The organism is Leptothoe sp. LEGE 181152 (genome assembly GCF_032906605.1).
Classification (GTDB): Bacteria; Cyanobacteriota; Cyanobacteriia; order Phormidesmidales; family Phormidesmidaceae; genus Leptothoe; species Leptothoe turfae.
The window spans coordinates 106,852-123,753 of the sequence record NZ_JASATU010000066.1; the positions used below are offsets into that span (position 1 = coordinate 106,852).

Below are 16,902 nucleotides of genomic sequence, written 5' to 3' on the forward strand. Positions count from 1 at the left end.
TGTAGTAGCCTGTACCTGACCTATATAAAACACGATTTGAGGTGACTGCTATGCGGCAGATTAACTTTGTCGTTATCTTTGTCATTTGCTTAGCCCTCGTACTGTTTGGCATTGAGAATACAGAGTCCGCTACTATCCATGTTGTGCGTGGGGTGAATATTGAAGCACCACTGTGTATCGAGCTCATGATTTCTCTGGGTGTCGGTGCGGTTCTCGCCTGGGTATTTAGCGTGTGGGTGCAGGTACAGGGATATTTCAATATCAACCCTCAAGTCCAGCAGCGGGAAATGCGCATTCAGCAGCTAGAAGAAGATGTCGAGCGCTATCGAGTGGAACTGGAAGACCTACAGCCCATGCTGCCAGGTACTGCCAATAAAGATGCTGGTACTGAAGAAGCGGTTGCTTAGGTAGGCGTCGCTAGCAGGCGCGTCGCTATGCGGGTAGCCTGGGCGTTGCCCTACTCACATGAGGTAAAAAGGGACGTGAACAGGGCAATGGGATATTTCCCACCCGGCTCAGGTCTCTTTTTTCATTTTCGATAAATAATTGGTTGATCTAAACCTAGTGCTGTAGAACATTTGTTCAATGGTCATTTTTTACTCGTTTCTAAACCGGTCGATGGGTCTTTGTAACTGAATTGGACAGTTTTTTTTGAATTTTCAATTCTTCTAAGCTATAGTGCATCTGTTCACGCTAGATGTAGCGTCAGCTAATAGTAGCGTCGGCTAAATAAACTACCAGGCTGTGTTTATGGCTAATTCTTTAGCTCAACGTGCGATCGCATTTCTGATTGACCTTTCCGAACGCGGTGAAATTGATCCGTGGGATGTCAATGTCATCGACGTGGTTGACCGCTTTCTCAAAAGCCTCAAGGAGCAAGCGCCCATCGCCCATAACGGTCGGTCGCCCTACGAGAAAAATCTAGCTGAATCAGGTCAAGCCTTTCTTTACGCAGCAATGCTGGTGCTACTTAAGGCCGACACCCTCATTCGCGCTGAGATTGAAGAAGAGGTTGATGAGTTCGAAGATCCTGAAGAAGCGTTTGAGCCCCAAGGCTACGCTAAACGCCTGCCTCCTAATTTAGAGCGCTACATCCATCGTCGGGCGGTGGCCAACCCACCGGAACAGCGTCAGGTCACCCTCCAGGAACTGATCTCCCAGCTGGAAATGATGGCCGTCGCCATGGCTAACCCCACCCCCCGCAATCGTCATCGCGGTGCTAAGCCCCATTCCAAACGCAAGGCCATTAGCACCATTGCCCAGCTAGCCCACCAGGAAAACCTATCGGAAATTGCCGACGCTCTTTCCTCCTTCCTAGACCGATATTGGGAAGAACTAGAAAGCGCCATTGAATGGATGGACTTTGAGCGCCTCTTAGAGCATTGGGCCCATTTTCGCCCCGATGTTTTAGGCGGTCCCATTACCACAGAACTAACCGACGAAGACTATCGCCATGAAAAAGTTGGTGTTTTTTGGGGGCTGTTATTCTTATCGTCCCAATCTAAGGTAGAGCTGGCTCAAGAACGATTTTATCGCGACCTTAAAGTGAGACAGCTAAATGAGGCCACCCTGAAAGATGTTCCGGCGTATGTACTACCTGATTAGGCAAGACAGATTGAGACAGATTGATTGATATTGCATTTAGCCGCATGTCCGTAATAAAGTACACTTGGCTAGTGTCAGGCGATGTCATAAATCTACAAAAATCAATATTTGTCCGGGGCTCTGTAAGGCATCAATGAAGACCATCAATAAGCGTGGGTATACTATAAACATGCTTGCTACTATCTTGACATTGCCGAGCTTTTACTTGCTTGCAGGTGTCAGTTTTTGTCGGTAATGGCAAATTTTAGGAACTTACTTAAATTTGTCTTTCGATAGCTCTTGTCAGTTCGTGCATTTAAGCCACGTGCTTGTTGCCGTTGCAGGTTATTTGCAGCTGCAACGTTTTTATTTTTACCTCTTACGCTGTTAGTTAAGGAATAGAGAGAGCATTTATGAAAGCCATGATCTTGGCCGCAGGGAAAGGTACTCGTGTACGTCCCATCACGTACACCATTCCAAAGCCGATGATCCCCATCCTGCAAAAGCCAGTGATGGAGTTTCTATTAGAATTGCTAAAACAGCACGGCTTTACGCAGGTTGTGGCAAATGTGAGCCACCTCGCAAATGAAATTGAAGGCTATTTTAGAGATGGTCAACGCTTTGGTGTTGAACTGGCCTATTCCTTTGAAGGTCGCATTACCAATGGTGAGCTAGTGGGCGATGCCCTGGGCTCTGCTGGTGGTATGCGTAAAATTCAGGACTTTTCACCGTTTTTTGATGATACCTTTGTCGTTCTTTGTGGTGATGCACTCATTGACCTGGACCTCACTGAGGCGGTTCGGCAGCACAAGGAAAAGGGCTCCATCGCCACCATCGTGATGAAGTCGGTGCCTCTAAAGCAGGTGCCTAGCTATGGTGTGGTGGTAACTGATGATACGGGTCGTATCAAGTCTTTCCAAGAAAAGCCCAAGGTCGAGGAAGCTCTCAGCACCAGTATCAACACAGGTATCTACATTTTTGAACCTGAGATCTTTAAGTACATTCCCTCCGGTCAGGAGTTTGATATCGGTGGCGACCTGTTCCCCAAGCTGGTGGCAGCTAACGAAGCGTTCTACGGTATCACCATGGACTTTGAGTGGGTGGACATCGGTAAAGTGCCTGATTACTGGCAGGCCATCCAAGATGTTCTGACTGGTCAGGTAAAAGGTGTTGGCATTCCTGGTCAGGAAGTAAAACCTGGTGTCTTCACGGGTCTGAATGTGAAGGCCAACTGGGACAAGATCACCATCGAAGGTCCTGTGTACATCGGTGGGATGGCTGAGATTGAAGATGGTGCCACCATCATCGGTCCTAGTATGATCGGTCCTAATTGCTGCATTTGCAGTGGTGCCCTGGTGGATAAGAGCGTGATCTTTGAATATTCACGCATCGGTCCTGGGGTGCGCCTAATGGACAAGCTGGTGTTTGGTCGTTACTGCGTGGATAAGACCGGCGCATCCATCGATATGCAAGAGGCTGCCCTCGACTGGTTGATTACGGATACCCGTCAAGCAGTGCTGGCTGAGCCTCCCATTGAGCATCGTGCCATTACTGAGCTGCTCAACGAAGCAATTGTATGAACGTTTCGTTTTAACCAGAGTTAAGAACACGTTACCCCCCCGAGTGCGATCGCACTCGGGGGGTGCTTTTTGTCTATCTCATCTCCCAGGCCTAATCTCCCAGACCTCATCTCCCAGACCTAATCCAGGCCTAATCTTTAACGGGCACACCGTAGCGCGCCGACCCAGCTGCAGCGATGGAAATCAAGACAATGGCAATGAGCGATCGCACCGTTAGCGTTTCGCCCAAAACTAAAAAGCCAGAGGCTGCCGCCAACATCGGCTCCACACTCAGTAAAACGCCAAACACATTCACCGGTATCCGTCGTAGAGCCACCAGTTCCAGGGCATAGGTGGCCGAAGAGAGCGCGGCCACAGCCAGGCCAGTCACCAGCAGACGTCCATCCAACAACGCTGTACCCGCCGCACTGATGCCAATGGGCGTCAATATACAGGTACCAAACACCATGGCCCAAGCCAATCCTTCTATGCCGGCCACCACATTCCCCGTTGCTGCCGCCAGCAGGATATAGCCAGCCCAAGCCATCGCTGCTAGACCCGCAAACCCTAACCCCAGAGGGTCTAAGCCGCTACCCTGCAAAGGTGCCAGCAAGATTATCCCCAAGGCTGCCAGGGTTACCCACACAACATCTAACCAGCGTCTCGACTTGATCACCGCCAGCCCCAATGGTCCAATAAACTCAATTGCCACCGCCACCCCTAATGGGATGCGGTCAATGGCCAGGTAGAAAGACGTATTCATTAACGTTAAGACACCGCCATAGGCCATCACTAAAGGCCAGTGTTTACGGGTCGCTTGCCAGCCTGGACGCCACAGCACAAACAACAACACTGCCGAGAGGGCCACCCGTAGAAATACGGTGCCCAAGGGACCCGCCAGTTCAAATACAGACTTTGCCAGGGCAGACCCTAGCTGCACCGTCACACCCGCCAAAATAACCAGCGTTGGCGCTGGAATGCGGTCTGCCAATGATTTCATGAATTGTCGTAATAAGAGTAATGAACCGTGGGGTTAATCGTATATCTGCCTGGTGACGAACTCTTATTCTATGCTTGATGCCAGCCTAGGCAGCAGACGACTGCTGGCTCGCATTATTTTGGTTGTTTTCTGGGGAGAGTCTGTTTTCTGAGGCAACCTTACACAATGCCAGTAGCTGAGCTGGGGAGAGCCGCCCCTGTAGGTACAGCAACCAAACGCGATCGCACGTAACAGCAGCTTTTTCTTCCATAGTGCACCTTCCAGGAACTCACGGGGTCATCTCATCTACTCTAGCTAAGCCTCCGTAAATGGAAGGTTGAGACGTGCCAAATGCTACACCGGTCGATATGAAACCAATGGAGCAGATGCCTATCGTTTCCCAAATGGGCCACAAGAGTTGTACTCGCTGTTCCTGAATTGTTGTTGTTCAGATAGCCGAACTGCTTATAAAATTAGGTGTTCTAAGATTGTTTGTTAATTTTCCAAGAGAGCCATAGCGAGCCAACAATGCCAGCAAAGTGAGAAATCAAGGTATTGATGGTTGCTTGCACTAAAAACACATCCAGCGGTTCCACAGCCAGGGTGGGGTTTGCCACCGCAATGCTCGACTGGGGCTGAGAAATCACCTTTAGCATTAGGCCACCCACGACACCGCCAGCACCCAGCAAACCACAAAACATCCCTAAAACACTGATGATTAAACCTGTGGCAATCATCTTGGCCGCATTCTTAGGCTTCGGCCTTAAATCTGGGTTGCTAGATTTGAGCCTATGGGCAAAGCGTGTGTATTGAAACGCCCAGAACACACCTACATACACCGCAGCTAAACCGACGGCAGCCAGAAAGAAACCGCTGCCTGCGGCAGCATTCTCGGCACCACCGCGATTACTGACCGACTGTAGCCCCAACAAAGACGTGACAAATAACAGCGTGGCAATCACACCACTCACTATTTGCACCCAGAAGCTAACCCAGCCTACGAGGCGAAAATTGTTAGCAATCCGACGGACAGCTGGGGGTAAAGAATAACCAAGTTCACCGGTCATAATGTATTCCAGAAGCGTCTACATATCTTAGGCATTCTTGAACCAATTGGTAAACCTTGCTTGAACGTTACACTGGCCCAGCACAGATCCAGCACCCTTAATGCCTTAGACCATAGATCATAGCTAAGGCTAACCGTTAGTCCGTAGGCAGATACTTCTCCAGTAATAGCTTTAATTTATCTTTTGTCGTTGCAGGTGCCATGTCCAACGGCGTAATCACAGCATACTTCAGAGCGGCATGGGCTTCTGACGACGGTGGATTCTCTGTTAACCGACGCACAACATCACGAATGACAAGCTGGGCATTAACCGCATTCTTTTGTAAATTACCGATCACCATTTCCACTGTCACATTGTCATGATCGGGATGCCAACAATCGTAGTCAGTCGCCATGGCTAAGGTGGCATAGGCAATTTCCGCCTCCCGCGCCAATTTTGCCTCCGTTAAATTGGTCATGCCAATTACCGTCGCCCCCCAGCTGCGATACAGATTAGACTCTGCCTTTGTAGAAAACGCAGGTCCTTCCATACACACATAGGTGCCACCCCGATGGAGTGTCACCCCATCCAGGTCTAGACTTTCGACAGCATCACCTAGAATAGTCGCCAGATTTTTGCAAACCGGATCCCCAAAAGCGATGTGGGCAACGATGCCATCCCCAAAAAATGTAGCCGCCCGATTTTTTGTCCGGTCAATAAACTGATCCGGGATGACCATATCCACCGGTTTCACCTCTTCTTTTAGAGAGCCCACCGCCGATGCCGATACCAGATACTTCACCCCCAGACTCTTCATCGCGTAGATATTTGCCCGAAAGGGAAGCTCCGTAGGCATCAGCCGATGGCCCCGACCATGACGTGCCAAAAAAACGACGGGAGTACCGTCTAATTTGCCGTAAATAAAGGCATCGGAGGGGTCACCAAAGGGGGTATCGATTGTCATCTCTTCGACATCGGTCAAGGCATCCATTTTATAGAGACCGCTGCCGCCAATAATGCCAATATCTGCCTGCACCATAGAGATCCTGTTCTGAAACTGCGTTGAGTTACTCGCACGCCATAGTACAGGAGTGAGACCTGCTAAAGCCGATTTTTTGGGATCTGTTTATAGATGAGCGATGGCTAAGTTGCCTGAATAACGGCTGCTGATAAGAGAACTTTTTGGGGTTGAAAAAGAAGCCAAACGCCAGGGCTATCAATACCTATTGCTAATTACCAAAAACTTCCCCTCCAAGGAGGGGCTCCGGGGTGGGTTGACCGCTTACGCCATCGGTCGAAACCCACCCCGTCTAACCAGCACCTCTCCCGAGAGGGGATGACCTTAGATGTGGTTGGTTGTCCTTAGGGGAACCAATCCCTATGCCATGCCGACTAGCTTCTCGCTTAGCTCCCACAGACGACGCGCTTTCACATCGTCTAGAGCCTCATTCGACATTTCCTGCACAAAGGACTTACGGCCCTCCTGCTGGCGGTTACCCCAGCTCCAGTAGTAACCCGATTGCTCATAACCAGGATCAGCAGCCACAGCAGCAACGCGATCGCCAGCGACGGCTTCGGTCACATAGCCCTTGGTAATGTTCTTTTGGAACCAGGGGAAAATGGTCCGAAATGCTGGGTAGTGGTTGCGGAAAAGTTGGGTTTCGGCAACGCAACCAGGATAGAGAGAACTAAATACAATATTGGTAGACTCGCTATAGCGACGATGCAGCTCGCGCATGGTTAGCACATTGCACAACTTGCTGTCTTTATAGGCCTTACCGGGCTTAAACTTTTTGCCGTTGGCCATAGTGACCGGTGCTTTGAAGCCCTGCTCGAAACCTTCAAGGTTACCCAGGTCTGGTGGTGCAGGGAATGGGATCTTGCCGCCTAGTTCCTTGGGATTAGCAGTTACAGTACCCAGGATGACCAGACGAGGATGGGACGATTTTTTCAGGTCCTCCAGCATCAGGTTGCACAGCAGGAAGTGCCCCAGGTGGTTGGTTGCCATGCTCAGCTCGTAACCGTCTTCGCTACGCATGGGTTCCTTGAGCAGTGGTAAATAGACAGCGGCATTGCAAACAAGGGAATCTAATGTTCTGCCACTGGCACGAAAGTCTTTTACAAAGCTACGTACACTATCTAAACTGGCCAAGTCTAACTTGATAATGGAATAGGAACCATCGGGCATACCGACTTCCTTTGCCACTTTTTCAGTTTTAGGCAGATTGCGACAGGCCATTACCACGTGCCAGCCTCTATCAGCCAAAGCCTTTGCTGCGTATAGGCCAACGCCGGAGGAGGCCCCGGTAACTACCGCCGTTGATTGCTGAGATTGGTCCATGGGTGTTGATGTCTAAAAGCGAGTCTAAAGTGGTTTTGATCCGTTAAGTACCCTAGGATCTCATACGGTTGAGCGCTAATAGCTATCTGAAATAAACCTTAAGCAATATGGGGCTAGGTTAGGGCTTATGGAGATATATGAAGTAATGTTACGGCTTCGAAGATCGCACTTTGGGTCATAGGATACAAAATACGGGAGATAGACGTTTTCTCCGATCTCCCGTATGCGTTTATTCAGAATGGCTGTTGTATCATACAGGTAGCCCTAAGCTTCAATTTGGATAACATTTAGGCGCTTGCACTTAAATTAAATAAGCACCCCATTATTCCATCACTCATCCACCCATCTACAGCCCCAACCTGGGTCTTTATTTTTGTGCAGTCCCCTTAACTCTTAGGTGATCGTGCAACTTTGCCGCCAGAACCACCGGTAGCGCCCCAAGACGGGGAAGAACCTTTGCCTTGGGTCTTGCAAAAGGTACCTTGAAATCGTTCGGGATCGCCAAAGACCAGTTTGGGCTGATGTTCGACTTTTTGTTCATTTGGTTCCTGTACCAAGCCCAGAGCTTGTAACGCCTTAGGGGTCCAGGGTTTACCCATAAACATAAACATGCCGGGGGAGTTAGAAATGGGCAGGTACATATGGCAACGGCGTTTGGTATGCCAAAAACGTTGTTGTTTCATGACAATGCGCTGTAGAAGAACGGAGAAAGATTTGCGGGCAATAGAAAGTTAAAGAGGCTAGAAATATACGTAAAAGTGTTGATGCTAGGAGAAAAATAGTCTGAGATAGTTAAATGATTACAGACTATTTTCTAGCAGGTAGCACTAGCGTTTGCTTACCCAAATCAGGGCCAGCATTAACAAAAGAAAGAATTTTTTTGATAAATATCCAGCAGGCAACAACAGCTATCGAATTCGATAGTGTTGGTTGGCGATCTCGGGCTTCCCGGGGCAAGGAAGTTGACTAAGCCGGTGGTGATTAATTGGACATAATCAGGTAAGCTGACTATCTAAGGTTGATAAATGCTATTTGTGATACAACCTCGTATGAGACTTTCTATCCGTTCTACTCTTCGTACAGCTACGGGTTTACCCGGATGTTTTTTCAAGTTTTTTACAAAGCCCTAAAGCCTTGCCCTATAAGCATTTGAAGTTTTAAGTATAAAGATATACTGAGGTTTTTGCAGAATCACTGAAAGTTTCTTGACGTGAACGCGCAAGCAATTCTTTACAGGGGGCTGATATTGAAAGATTGTAGTTCACTGGTTCCCCGTTGAACCATCTCACAGTTTCAGCGCATCTTAACTATGAAAGGACCGGTTGGATATCCAGCCGGTCCTTTCATGGGAATGGTTTAGGGTTCAATCAATCATGCCCTAGCGAAAAGCTAGATAGTGGAAAATCGAACAACAACATCATCAAAGTCTCGATCACCAAGACCCGCTTGATCTTCGATGCCAAAGGCGTTGTCACCCAGATGTTTAATGTGGTCGTTATTGCCAGTATTAGCACCACTGTGACTAAATACGACTTCGTCCACAGTTGGGTCTATGCCATCAATAATGACAAAGATGCCCAGGTGCAGACCGCCAGTGAGGGATGCTTCAAAGGTATTTGTCTGACCGTTAGTACCCGATAGGTTGATGTTTAATCGGTTTGCGATCGCAGCCTCTTCATACCCTACATCTCCAGGCATCAAGGTTTGTCCTGTGAAGGTATCGATAATTCCACCATTGGCAAAGTCAGTGGTGTAAAAATCAATCGTATTATCCATTGCAGCCTCTCGATATACCGAGAAGCTCATGGCAAGTTCGGAGGATTGAGCGGTTAAATCAATAGACTGAGCATCGTTAACCAGCAGGTTTGTATTCACAGTTGCAGTGGCCAACTCAACACTCAAGCTGACACCATTGCTAAAGTCTAGTAGTACTTCAGAATCAGACACTGAGCTTGATGTTGCAAACAGAGTCTGACCATTATCTCGAATAGCAAACTGGAGCTGTTCACCGGGATCAATGCGATCGCTATCGACCGTAAACAGAGGCAGCGTATTCATGGCTAGCTCGTTATAGTTCAGTAACGAAAACTGGCCAATGGGCTCTCCAAAGTCCGTAGGCGATGTCCCAACACCAAAAACCATAACATCCTTAACCTCAGTTATCGTCCCCTGGAGAAACGTTAACCGAATAGTGTTGTCATTACCTAGTTCCGTCACTTCCACCCCGTTGGTGGACGGCAAGACCGTGAGTAAGCCGTTCAATGGAGGAGAATCATCATTGCCATTGTCAGGACCAGCCGTGGGCGGCTCTTCTGAAGGCTCTTCAGGGTCTGGCTTAATGACTGGTACCTCGGGATCAGGCACAGGCGGCTCCGGCACCACAGGCTCTTCTTCTTCCTCCACAGGGTCCGGGAGTTCCGGCTCAGTAATTGTATACACCTCGTCAATGGTCGGTTCGCGCAAAGTTAACCCATTGCCCACAATATCCGTAATGTCTGGATTCCCAGCCAAGTCAATGCCAACGATATTGTTAGGTGGGGCACTCGCATTAACCGTAACAGAAATTTCATAGCGAGTGCTGTCTATGGCAGTCACGGAATCGATGGTGGCTGTTGGATCCCCATTAATCACAAAATCTTCTAGGCCAACGTTAGTCACCGCCTCACTAAATGTGACCTCAAAGACCACTGTATCGCCGCTAACAACTTCATCGGTAGGAGCCTTGCGACGAATGCTCTCTAGTACAGGCGCAATCTCATCAACAACCTCGGGTGGTTCTCCCAACCGTTTCACAACAGCACCTTTAACAATAGCTCCCTCAGCATCAAAAGTCTCTCGATAGAGAACATAGGGAATATTGTTAACATCAAATTCAAGATCGGGAAAGTTCATTGGTCCAATGGAAAACCCACTGTCCCCCAGATAAACCCAAGTGTCATTCTCTAGAACTCTGACCGAAACCTTATCTTTCTTGGCTTGATCAACAATGGCCAGATGTAAAACATTATTGTTGTCAAACTCGATATCAGGGTGAAATCCACCTGCGGTGGAGGCATTATTGTTGCCAACCTGCACCCAATCAGTGCCGTTAAACCTTTCTACAATGGCTTTATTCCCTTCACCATTGCCCCGGGCGCGATAAACCACATAGGGCACATTGTTGTTATCAAACTCGATGTCGGGCGCGTAGGACTCTGCCCCAATCGAAAATGCCTCTGTGCCAACAACGCTCCATTGCCCATTGATAAACCGTTGTACAGTTACCCTATTGGTGCGGCCACTGGCCGAAAGATACGCAATGTAAGGAACACCATTACCATCCACATTCAGATCAGCGGCCTCAATTTCACCACTCGAAAATCCAGGCTGGCCAACATTTACCCAAGTAGTACCGTTAAACGTTTGAACAGTGGCTCGTCCATCCTGGTTCCTATCGGTGTAAGCAATGTAGGCCCTATCCCCATCAAAGGTGAGGCTAATATCCTTCAAACCACCTGCAGAAAACCCAGGTCTGCCGACATAGACCCAGTCATTCCCGTCAAACTTCATGACAGAGGCCCGGTTTCTGTTAGCGCTATCTTTGAAGACAACATAGGGCGTATCGTTAGAGTCAAACTCTAACCCTGCAAAACTTGCATTACCGCCAGGAAACCCTGGTGTTCCCACAGTTACCCAGTCGACACCATTAAACTGCTTGACCGTAAGTTTTAAGTCGTTGCCACCATCCTGAAAAATGATGTAGGGCCTACCTTGACTATCCAGTTCAATATCAAAGTCATTGGCAATGTCTTGAGAAATGGCACCAGATCCCACCTGAGTCCATGCCAGCGTGCCTTGATAGCCCTGTAGTGTTTCTGGTGTAAACAACGAGTTAGCAACAGGTAACCATTCACCATTACCGAGCACTTTGGCGCTAGCAATAATTGTAGCTGACGTGATCTCGGTAAGGCGCTGGATAAAGTCTTGACCCACATTGTCCTGGGCAACATTACAGGCCATCAGGGTAAGCTTAGCCTGGTTAGTCGAGGCAAACCACCGCTCTAACTGTTGTGCATAATCGTCTAAGTTCTGTAGCTCTAGTGTGGCCGATCCAAGACCCATGCCACCAGGGAAGCCATGGCCAATTAGGGTGAGATCGTGGGTTGGATTTTGCTGTAGAAATGTTGTAATTTGCTCTATGCCATCACGCTCTTTCGTCAGCACATAGGCTTGAACATTGGCCTGTAAACCATCTAACAGTAAGTTTAGGTTATCAATGTGTGGATCAAAAATAACAGTCTTTGGAGTAATAGATGTTTTTCCACGGCGGCAGGCCACCGATACGCGTGGGTTGACCACATCAACAATACGAGTGTGGGTCAGCACATTTAGTAGTGGCATAGATTAAAAACTTGGGTTAGTATTGAGTTGAACCGTCTTTGAAAATGAAAAACATAAAGCATAAAAATAAAGCATGAAAAGACTGTTTTGATGTGCAAAAACACACCACCTTTACCCAAGGTAGATAGAGCTTTTCACGTGCTTCATGTTTGGAGATGCTGATCCTTGTGCTTTGAAATTAAGAATAAAAACAGAATTTATATCTGAGAACCCGGTAGTAACAAGTTCTACAGCGTCTTAATATAAAGACATAATTATTGTGAATTTAATATTTAAAGCCAGGACATCTACAAGTAGAAAAACTTGATGAAATCTTTTAGATCAAGGCACAATAAGGCAGTAGCGGATTTTTGTGTTGTGTTTTTGGTCCTATAGTCGCTAAAGTTAACAACATGGCTCGGTAGATTTTTGCTGGTGTTTACCATGGAGTGCTAAGGGGTTTCAGGTAGAGTCATGGCATGCCATGACTCTACTACACGCCGAATTCCCTGTACTACATCCAGAAAGGCTTCGTCCTGATCATCCCATCGAGTCACTGGCTTTGCATCTTTGGGTAACGCCTGTAGCTTCTCAAATGGTGTTCCTTTAAAGTCCACCGGCTTCAAAATGATAGGAATCACCCGCGCAGTCCCAGCCTTGTGACGTTCCATGGCCTGCGCCAGTTCAATATCATGGATATAGTTTGATGCCATAAACCGAGGTGTCACCAACAACAAAATAATCTGCGCAACTTCTAATTCAGATTTGATCGCATCATCCCATTCTGTTCCTGCTTCAATCGCCCGATCTTGCCAGGGCTTAATCTTCTTTTGTCGCGTTAGTGCCGACAAGTGAATCTCTAGTTCTTCTTTAAGGCCCTCATCCTTATGGGAATAGGAAATAAATACACCTAGCGGTTCATTTAGATCAGGATTGGTCACGGGTGGAGATGCTGGTGGAGACGCTGGCTGAGTTTTGGTTTTCACATTCCCCTTCAACAATACTGGCACATCCTCATCCCCCGTACTATTGAGCGCCATTGCCACCTTGCCTGACTCAAACGCAAAGTCCACCGACTCCCCAGCCCCCAGCGCATCATAAAACCCTACTGCAAACTCAATCGCAGCACGGTCACCCATAGCGTCACTCATGCCTATCACATAGGGTATATGCTCCACAATTGCCTGTGCCTGCGCCTGCGAGTAACACCCATTTAGTAGCACACAGTTAATCGGCGATTTCTGCCCGATCAGCTGAAACAAACCTGCTAAAGCAGCTCCCGACACCAGCTGACTATTACCCGACACATCCTCAAAATACAGGCCTGCATCGCCAGCACCATGCCCAGAAAAATGAACGATCTGCGGCGATTCTTCTAGCATCGCCCGCTGCAAATCACGAGGACGTACAGCCCAGCGTTGCACAATCTCAAACTCATCACGATGACTAGCCCGTTGCAGTCCCTCACTAATATCCCGAACTTCTTCACCTATCCGTAAACGTGCAGTATCATTCGGATTCGCCGCAAGCATCAGGATTTTAGGCATTGATAGAGCATGGAGTAAGTCGCTCTTAATATAGCCTGTTAGTTTTAGCCAGTCAGTTACTAGATACAGAAATTCGGAATTTTAGCCAAAAAAAATCTGCAGAGGTCAAGTCTATCTGCAGATTTTCCCTCCTCGGAGGGGGCTGTAATCGGGGGGGTTAAACGCCTGTTCCCGTCATTTTTCTCTCATAAACAGCCATCTGTTCACCATCATTTGGACCCTTCGGAGGCTTAAACTGTTCGCTTAAACTCTTCACGATGATGTACAAAATCGGCACCACAAACAAACTCAAGAAGGTTGCCACAAACATGCCACCAAATACCGCTGTCCCCAACGACTGACGGCTGCCCGCGCCCGCACCTGTTGCAATTACCAGTGGGAAAATACTACTCAGTGTGGAAATTGCGGTCATCAAAATTGGTCGCATCCTTGACTGAGCGGCTTCTAACGACGCCTTGACAATGGGTAACCCCTGGTCGCGCAGCTGATTGGCAAACTCCACAATCAAAATCGAGTTCTTACTGGCTAAACCAATCAACATTACCAAACCAATCTGGCAATATACATCGTTCGGTAATCCCCGCATCGACTGAGCCAGCAACGCCCCAAATACCGCTAGCGGTACCGCAAAGAGAATAATCACCGGGTCCACATAGCTCTCGTACTGGGCTGCCAATACCAGGAATACAAAGATAATCCCCAAGCCAAAGATAATCGGAGCCTGACTACCCGATTCAATCTCTTCTAATGCACTGCCCGTCCACTCATAGCCAAGGCTGGCTGGCAATACCTGAGCGGCGACCTCTTCCATGGTGTCAATGGCCGCACCAGAACTGACACCAGGTGCCGCCGCGCCATTAATTTCAATAGAGCGGAAGAGGTTGTAATGGTTAATCGTTTGGGCTCCAGTGGTCTCACTCAGACTCACCAGACTACCCATGGGAATCATCACGTCATTGTTAGAACGGACATAGAGTTTGTTGATATCGTCTGGAGCTGAACGATATTGCTGATCGGCCTGAACATATACCCGATAGGTGCGTCCCTGCAACGTAAAGTCGTTAACGTAACGCGACCCGAGATATGTCTGCAATGTGCCAAAGACTTCGTCGATGTCCACATCCAGTGCTTTAGCCTTATCGCGATCGACATCAATCTCAATCAGAGGAGAGTTCGCTGCATAGGTGCTAAACACTGCATTGAGATTAGGGTGTTGATTGGCTGCGCCCAACAGGCCAAACATGTTTTGCACCAGGGTATCGATGGTCAGATTGCCACGTCGATCCTGTAGTTGAAACTGGAAACCGCTAAAGCTGCTTAAACCTTGAATAGAGGGTGGGTTTACCGGAAAGACACGCGCTTCAGTAATGCTGCTAAATTCGCCAAAAAGCTGACCAATCAAACTAAAGGATGTTATGCCCGGTGGTCGCTCTTCCCAAGGTTCTAGTGTCGTGAAGACGACACCGTTGTTAGCAGTGTTACCGTTAAAGCTAAATCCACCCACAGCAAATGTGGCTCGTACACCGTCCTGGGCCAAAATGGTTTCTTCCACCTGACGCATGACCTTACTGGTCTGGTTTAGGGAAGACCCCTCTGGACCCTGGATCAAGGTAATGAAATACCCCTGGTCTTCATCGGGTAAAAACGCTGATGGCACACTGTTATATAGCCAGCCGGTCAATACCAAAGATGCTACAAATGCTGCTAAAACAAAGACTTTGAACCGGTTGAGAATCTGTAGGGCACCGCCATACTGGGCGCGTATATTGTCAAGTAAACGGTTAAAGGGATTGAAGATAATGTCTAGCCAGCCGTGGCTGCCGGTATGTTGGCGCAGCAGCAAACCGGCCAGGGTGGGGGTGAGGGTCAGGGCGTTGAAAGTGGAAAGTGCGATCGCAAACGCAATGGTCAGTGCAAACTGCCGATATAGCGCCCCCGTAGTCCCTGGGAAAAACGCCACCGGAATAAACACCGCCATCAGCACTAGGGATGTGGCAATGACCGCCCCGGTCAGCTCCCGCATCGCCTCCACCGCCGCCAGCCTCGGCGACATGCCCCGATTCTGAATCTTCGAGGCAATATCTTCCACCACCACAATGGCATCATCCACCACCATCCCTGTGGCCAGGGTGAGACCAAACAGCGTCAGACTGTTGATGGAAAAGCCAAAGATTTTAACAATGGCAAAGGTACCGATCAGAGCCACCGGAATGGTAATCGCCGGAATAAGCGTCGTTCGCCAGTCCTGGAGGAAGAGGTAAATCACCAGCACCACCAGACCCACTGCCTGAACCAGCGTCCAGACTACGCGAGCAAGAGACTGGCGGACAAACTCTGTCGTGTCGAAACCAACACCGTACTCCATGCCCTGGGGAAACTCGTCCGCCAGCTCTGCCATCACATCTCGTATACCCTGGGCCACCTGCAAGGCATTACTGCCCGGCAGTTGGAAAATACCAAGACCTACCGATTCATTGCCATTAAATCGCAGGAATGTGTTATAGCTTTCTGCCCCCAGCTCAGCTCGTCCCACATCCTTGAGTTTTACCAAAGCGCCATTCTCTCCGGTTTGAATGACCAGTTCTTCAAACTCAGAGACTTCCTGTAAACGGCTGACAGCCCGCAGGTCAATCTGGAAGGTTTGGTCTTCCGGTGAGGGAGGCTGACCAATTTGACCCGCACCCACCTGAATATTCTGTTCTTGCAAAGCCTGGACTACATCATCAGCCGTCAGCTCTCGTCTGGCCAAACGCTGCGGATCTAACCACAGGCGCATCGCATAGGTACGTTCGCCAAAGATAACCACATCCCCAACACCGGGCACCCGTCGCAGGGCATCCACAATGTATAAATCGGCGTAGTTACTTAAAAACACACTGTCAAACGTGCCATCCTCTGAAAACAAACTCATGCCCAGCAGAATATTGCTGTTCTGCTTGGACACGACCACACCGGTCTGCCGCACTTCTTCCGGTAGCTGGGGCTCTGCCAGCGACACCCGGTTTTGCACGTCGACGGCTGCAATATCCTTGTCGCGGCTGGCGTCAAAGGTGACGACAATATTGCTAATGCCGCTATTACTACTGTTGGAAGAAATATAGCGCATCCCTTCCACCCCGTTAATCTCCCGCTCTAACACGGTGGTGACGGCTTTCTCAACGGTTTCGGCATCGGCACCAATATAGGTGGCCGTTACATTAACTTGGGTGGGACTAATGTCTGGATACTGGGCAATGGGCAGTGTAGGAATGCTCACCGCACCAATCAACAGAATGATAATGGCGCAGACGGTGGCAAAAACAGGCCGCTTAATAAAATAGTTGACCATGGAAAGATGCCAATAGGGTGGGGGGTAGGGGCTGGTCTTGTATTGTTAATTGCTTAGGCAAAAAAGGCAACGTAGGGGCTGGTCTTGTACCTACCCTAGACGTATGGGGTAGTCCTGTACTTCCCCTGGGCGGAAGAGGAATTGAAATGATCCAACAAC

At 48.8% G+C, this 16,902-nt stretch carries 12 protein-coding genes; 3 read left to right on the forward strand and 9 right to left on the reverse strand.

What is annotated here, in order from left to right; all coding sequences use genetic code 11:
* Positions 1–50: 50 nt before the first annotated feature.
* The 3 genes from QGP82_RS31120 to QGP82_RS31130 all read left to right on the forward strand — a co-directional run bounded on the left by QGP82_RS31120 (position 51) and on the right by QGP82_RS31130 (position 3,164).
* The gene (locus QGP82_RS31120; protein ID WP_163696301.1) at positions 51–407 is read left to right on the forward strand and encodes a lipopolysaccharide assembly protein LapA domain-containing protein; all 357 of its coding nucleotides are present in this window, start codon (positions 51–53) and stop codon (positions 405–407) included.
* 343 nt (positions 408–750) lie between these two features.
* Positions 751–1,605: a segregation/condensation protein A gene (locus QGP82_RS31125; RefSeq protein WP_163671375.1), complete on the forward strand. Its 855-nt coding sequence runs from the start codon at positions 751–753 to the stop codon at positions 1,603–1,605.
* Positions 1,606–1,997: 392 nt separating this feature from the next.
* A complete protein-coding gene (locus QGP82_RS31130) occupies positions 1,998–3,164 on the forward strand; it encodes a nucleotidyltransferase family protein (protein WP_163671376.1) in 1,167 nt (388 codons plus the stop codon).
* A gap of 130 nt (positions 3,165–3,294) precedes the next feature.
* Here QGP82_RS31130 and QGP82_RS31135 read toward each other — a convergent pair whose 3' ends face one another.
* The 9 genes from QGP82_RS31135 to QGP82_RS31175 all read right to left on the reverse strand — a co-directional run bounded on the left by QGP82_RS31135 (position 3,295) and on the right by QGP82_RS31175 (position 16,743).
* Positions 3,295–4,143 (reverse strand): EamA family transporter, encoded by an 849-nt coding sequence (locus QGP82_RS31135; protein WP_163696299.1) that lies wholly within the window; start codon positions 4,141–4,143, stop codon positions 3,295–3,297.
* A gap of 85 nt (positions 4,144–4,228) precedes the next feature.
* Positions 4,229–4,393, reverse strand: coding sequence for a hypothetical protein (locus QGP82_RS31140; RefSeq protein ID WP_163671378.1), 165 nt, complete (start codon positions 4,391–4,393; stop codon positions 4,229–4,231).
* Between the two features lie 211 nt (positions 4,394–4,604).
* The gene (locus QGP82_RS31145; RefSeq protein WP_163671379.1) at positions 4,605–5,189 is read right to left on the reverse strand and encodes a DUF3611 family protein; all 585 of its coding nucleotides are present in this window, start codon (positions 5,187–5,189) and stop codon (positions 4,605–4,607) included.
* A gap of 136 nt (positions 5,190–5,325) precedes the next feature.
* Entirely contained in the window at positions 5,326–6,207 is an 882-nt protein-coding gene (locus tag QGP82_RS31150) for an S-methyl-5'-thioadenosine phosphorylase (RefSeq protein WP_163696296.1), read from the reverse strand.
* A gap of 339 nt (positions 6,208–6,546) precedes the next feature.
* Positions 6,547–7,509 (reverse strand): protochlorophyllide reductase, encoded by a 963-nt coding sequence (locus QGP82_RS31155; RefSeq protein WP_163671381.1) that lies wholly within the window; start codon positions 7,507–7,509, stop codon positions 6,547–6,549.
* Positions 7,510–7,895: 386 nt separating this feature from the next.
* Positions 7,896–8,192, reverse strand: coding sequence for a hypothetical protein (locus QGP82_RS31160; protein WP_006518424.1), 297 nt, complete (start codon positions 8,190–8,192; stop codon positions 7,896–7,898).
* A 706-nt stretch (positions 8,193–8,898) separates the two neighbouring features.
* Positions 8,899–11,889, reverse strand: coding sequence for a DUF4347 domain-containing protein (locus QGP82_RS31165; protein ID WP_499061963.1), 2,991 nt, complete (start codon positions 11,887–11,889; stop codon positions 8,899–8,901).
* Between the two features lie 431 nt (positions 11,890–12,320).
* Positions 12,321–13,415 (reverse strand): TIR domain-containing protein, encoded by a 1,095-nt coding sequence (locus tag QGP82_RS31170; protein ID WP_163671383.1) that lies wholly within the window; start codon positions 13,413–13,415, stop codon positions 12,321–12,323.
* A 157-nt stretch (positions 13,416–13,572) separates the two neighbouring features.
* Positions 13,573–16,743, reverse strand: a complete 3,171-nt coding sequence (locus QGP82_RS31175) for an efflux RND transporter permease subunit (protein WP_499061964.1) — start codon at positions 16,741–16,743, stop codon at positions 13,573–13,575.
* Positions 16,744–16,902 lie beyond the last annotated feature (159 nt).

What these genes read in the sequence shown, in the direction of transcription:
- QGP82_RS31120 (WP_163696301.1), top strand. Translation starts at nt 51, where the DNA reads ATGCGGCAGATTAACTTTGTCGTTATCTTTGTCATTTGCTTAGCCCTC.
- QGP82_RS31125 (WP_163671375.1), top strand. Translation starts at nt 751, where the DNA reads ATGGCTAATTCTTTAGCTCAACGTGCGATCGCATTTCTGATTGACCTT.
- QGP82_RS31130 (WP_163671376.1), top strand. Translation starts at nt 1,998, where the DNA reads ATGAAAGCCATGATCTTGGCCGCAGGGAAAGGTACTCGTGTACGTCCC.
- QGP82_RS31135 (WP_163696299.1), bottom strand. Translation starts at nt 4,143, where the DNA reads ATGAAATCATTGGCAGACCGCATTCCAGCGCCAACGCTGGTTATTTTG.
- QGP82_RS31140 (WP_163671378.1), bottom strand. Translation starts at nt 4,393, where the DNA reads ATGGAAGAAAAAGCTGCTGTTACGTGCGATCGCGTTTGGTTGCTGTAC.
- QGP82_RS31145 (WP_163671379.1), bottom strand. Translation starts at nt 5,189, where the DNA reads ATGACCGGTGAACTTGGTTATTCTTTACCCCCAGCTGTCCGTCGGATT.
- QGP82_RS31150 (WP_163696296.1), bottom strand. Translation starts at nt 6,207, where the DNA reads ATGGTGCAGGCAGATATTGGCATTATTGGCGGCAGCGGTCTCTATAAA.
- QGP82_RS31155 (WP_163671381.1), bottom strand. Translation starts at nt 7,509, where the DNA reads ATGGACCAATCTCAGCAATCAACGGCGGTAGTTACCGGGGCCTCCTCC.
- QGP82_RS31160 (WP_006518424.1), bottom strand. Translation starts at nt 8,192, where the DNA reads ATGAAACAACAACGTTTTTGGCATACCAAACGCCGTTGCCATATGTAC.
- QGP82_RS31165 (WP_499061963.1), bottom strand. Translation starts at nt 11,889, where the DNA reads ATGCCACTACTAAATGTGCTGACCCACACTCGTATTGTTGATGTGGTC.
- QGP82_RS31170 (WP_163671383.1), bottom strand. Translation starts at nt 13,415, where the DNA reads ATGCCTAAAATCCTGATGCTTGCGGCGAATCCGAATGATACTGCACGT.
- QGP82_RS31175 (WP_499061964.1), bottom strand. Translation starts at nt 16,743, where the DNA reads ATGGTCAACTATTTTATTAAGCGGCCTGTTTTTGCCACCGTCTGCGCC.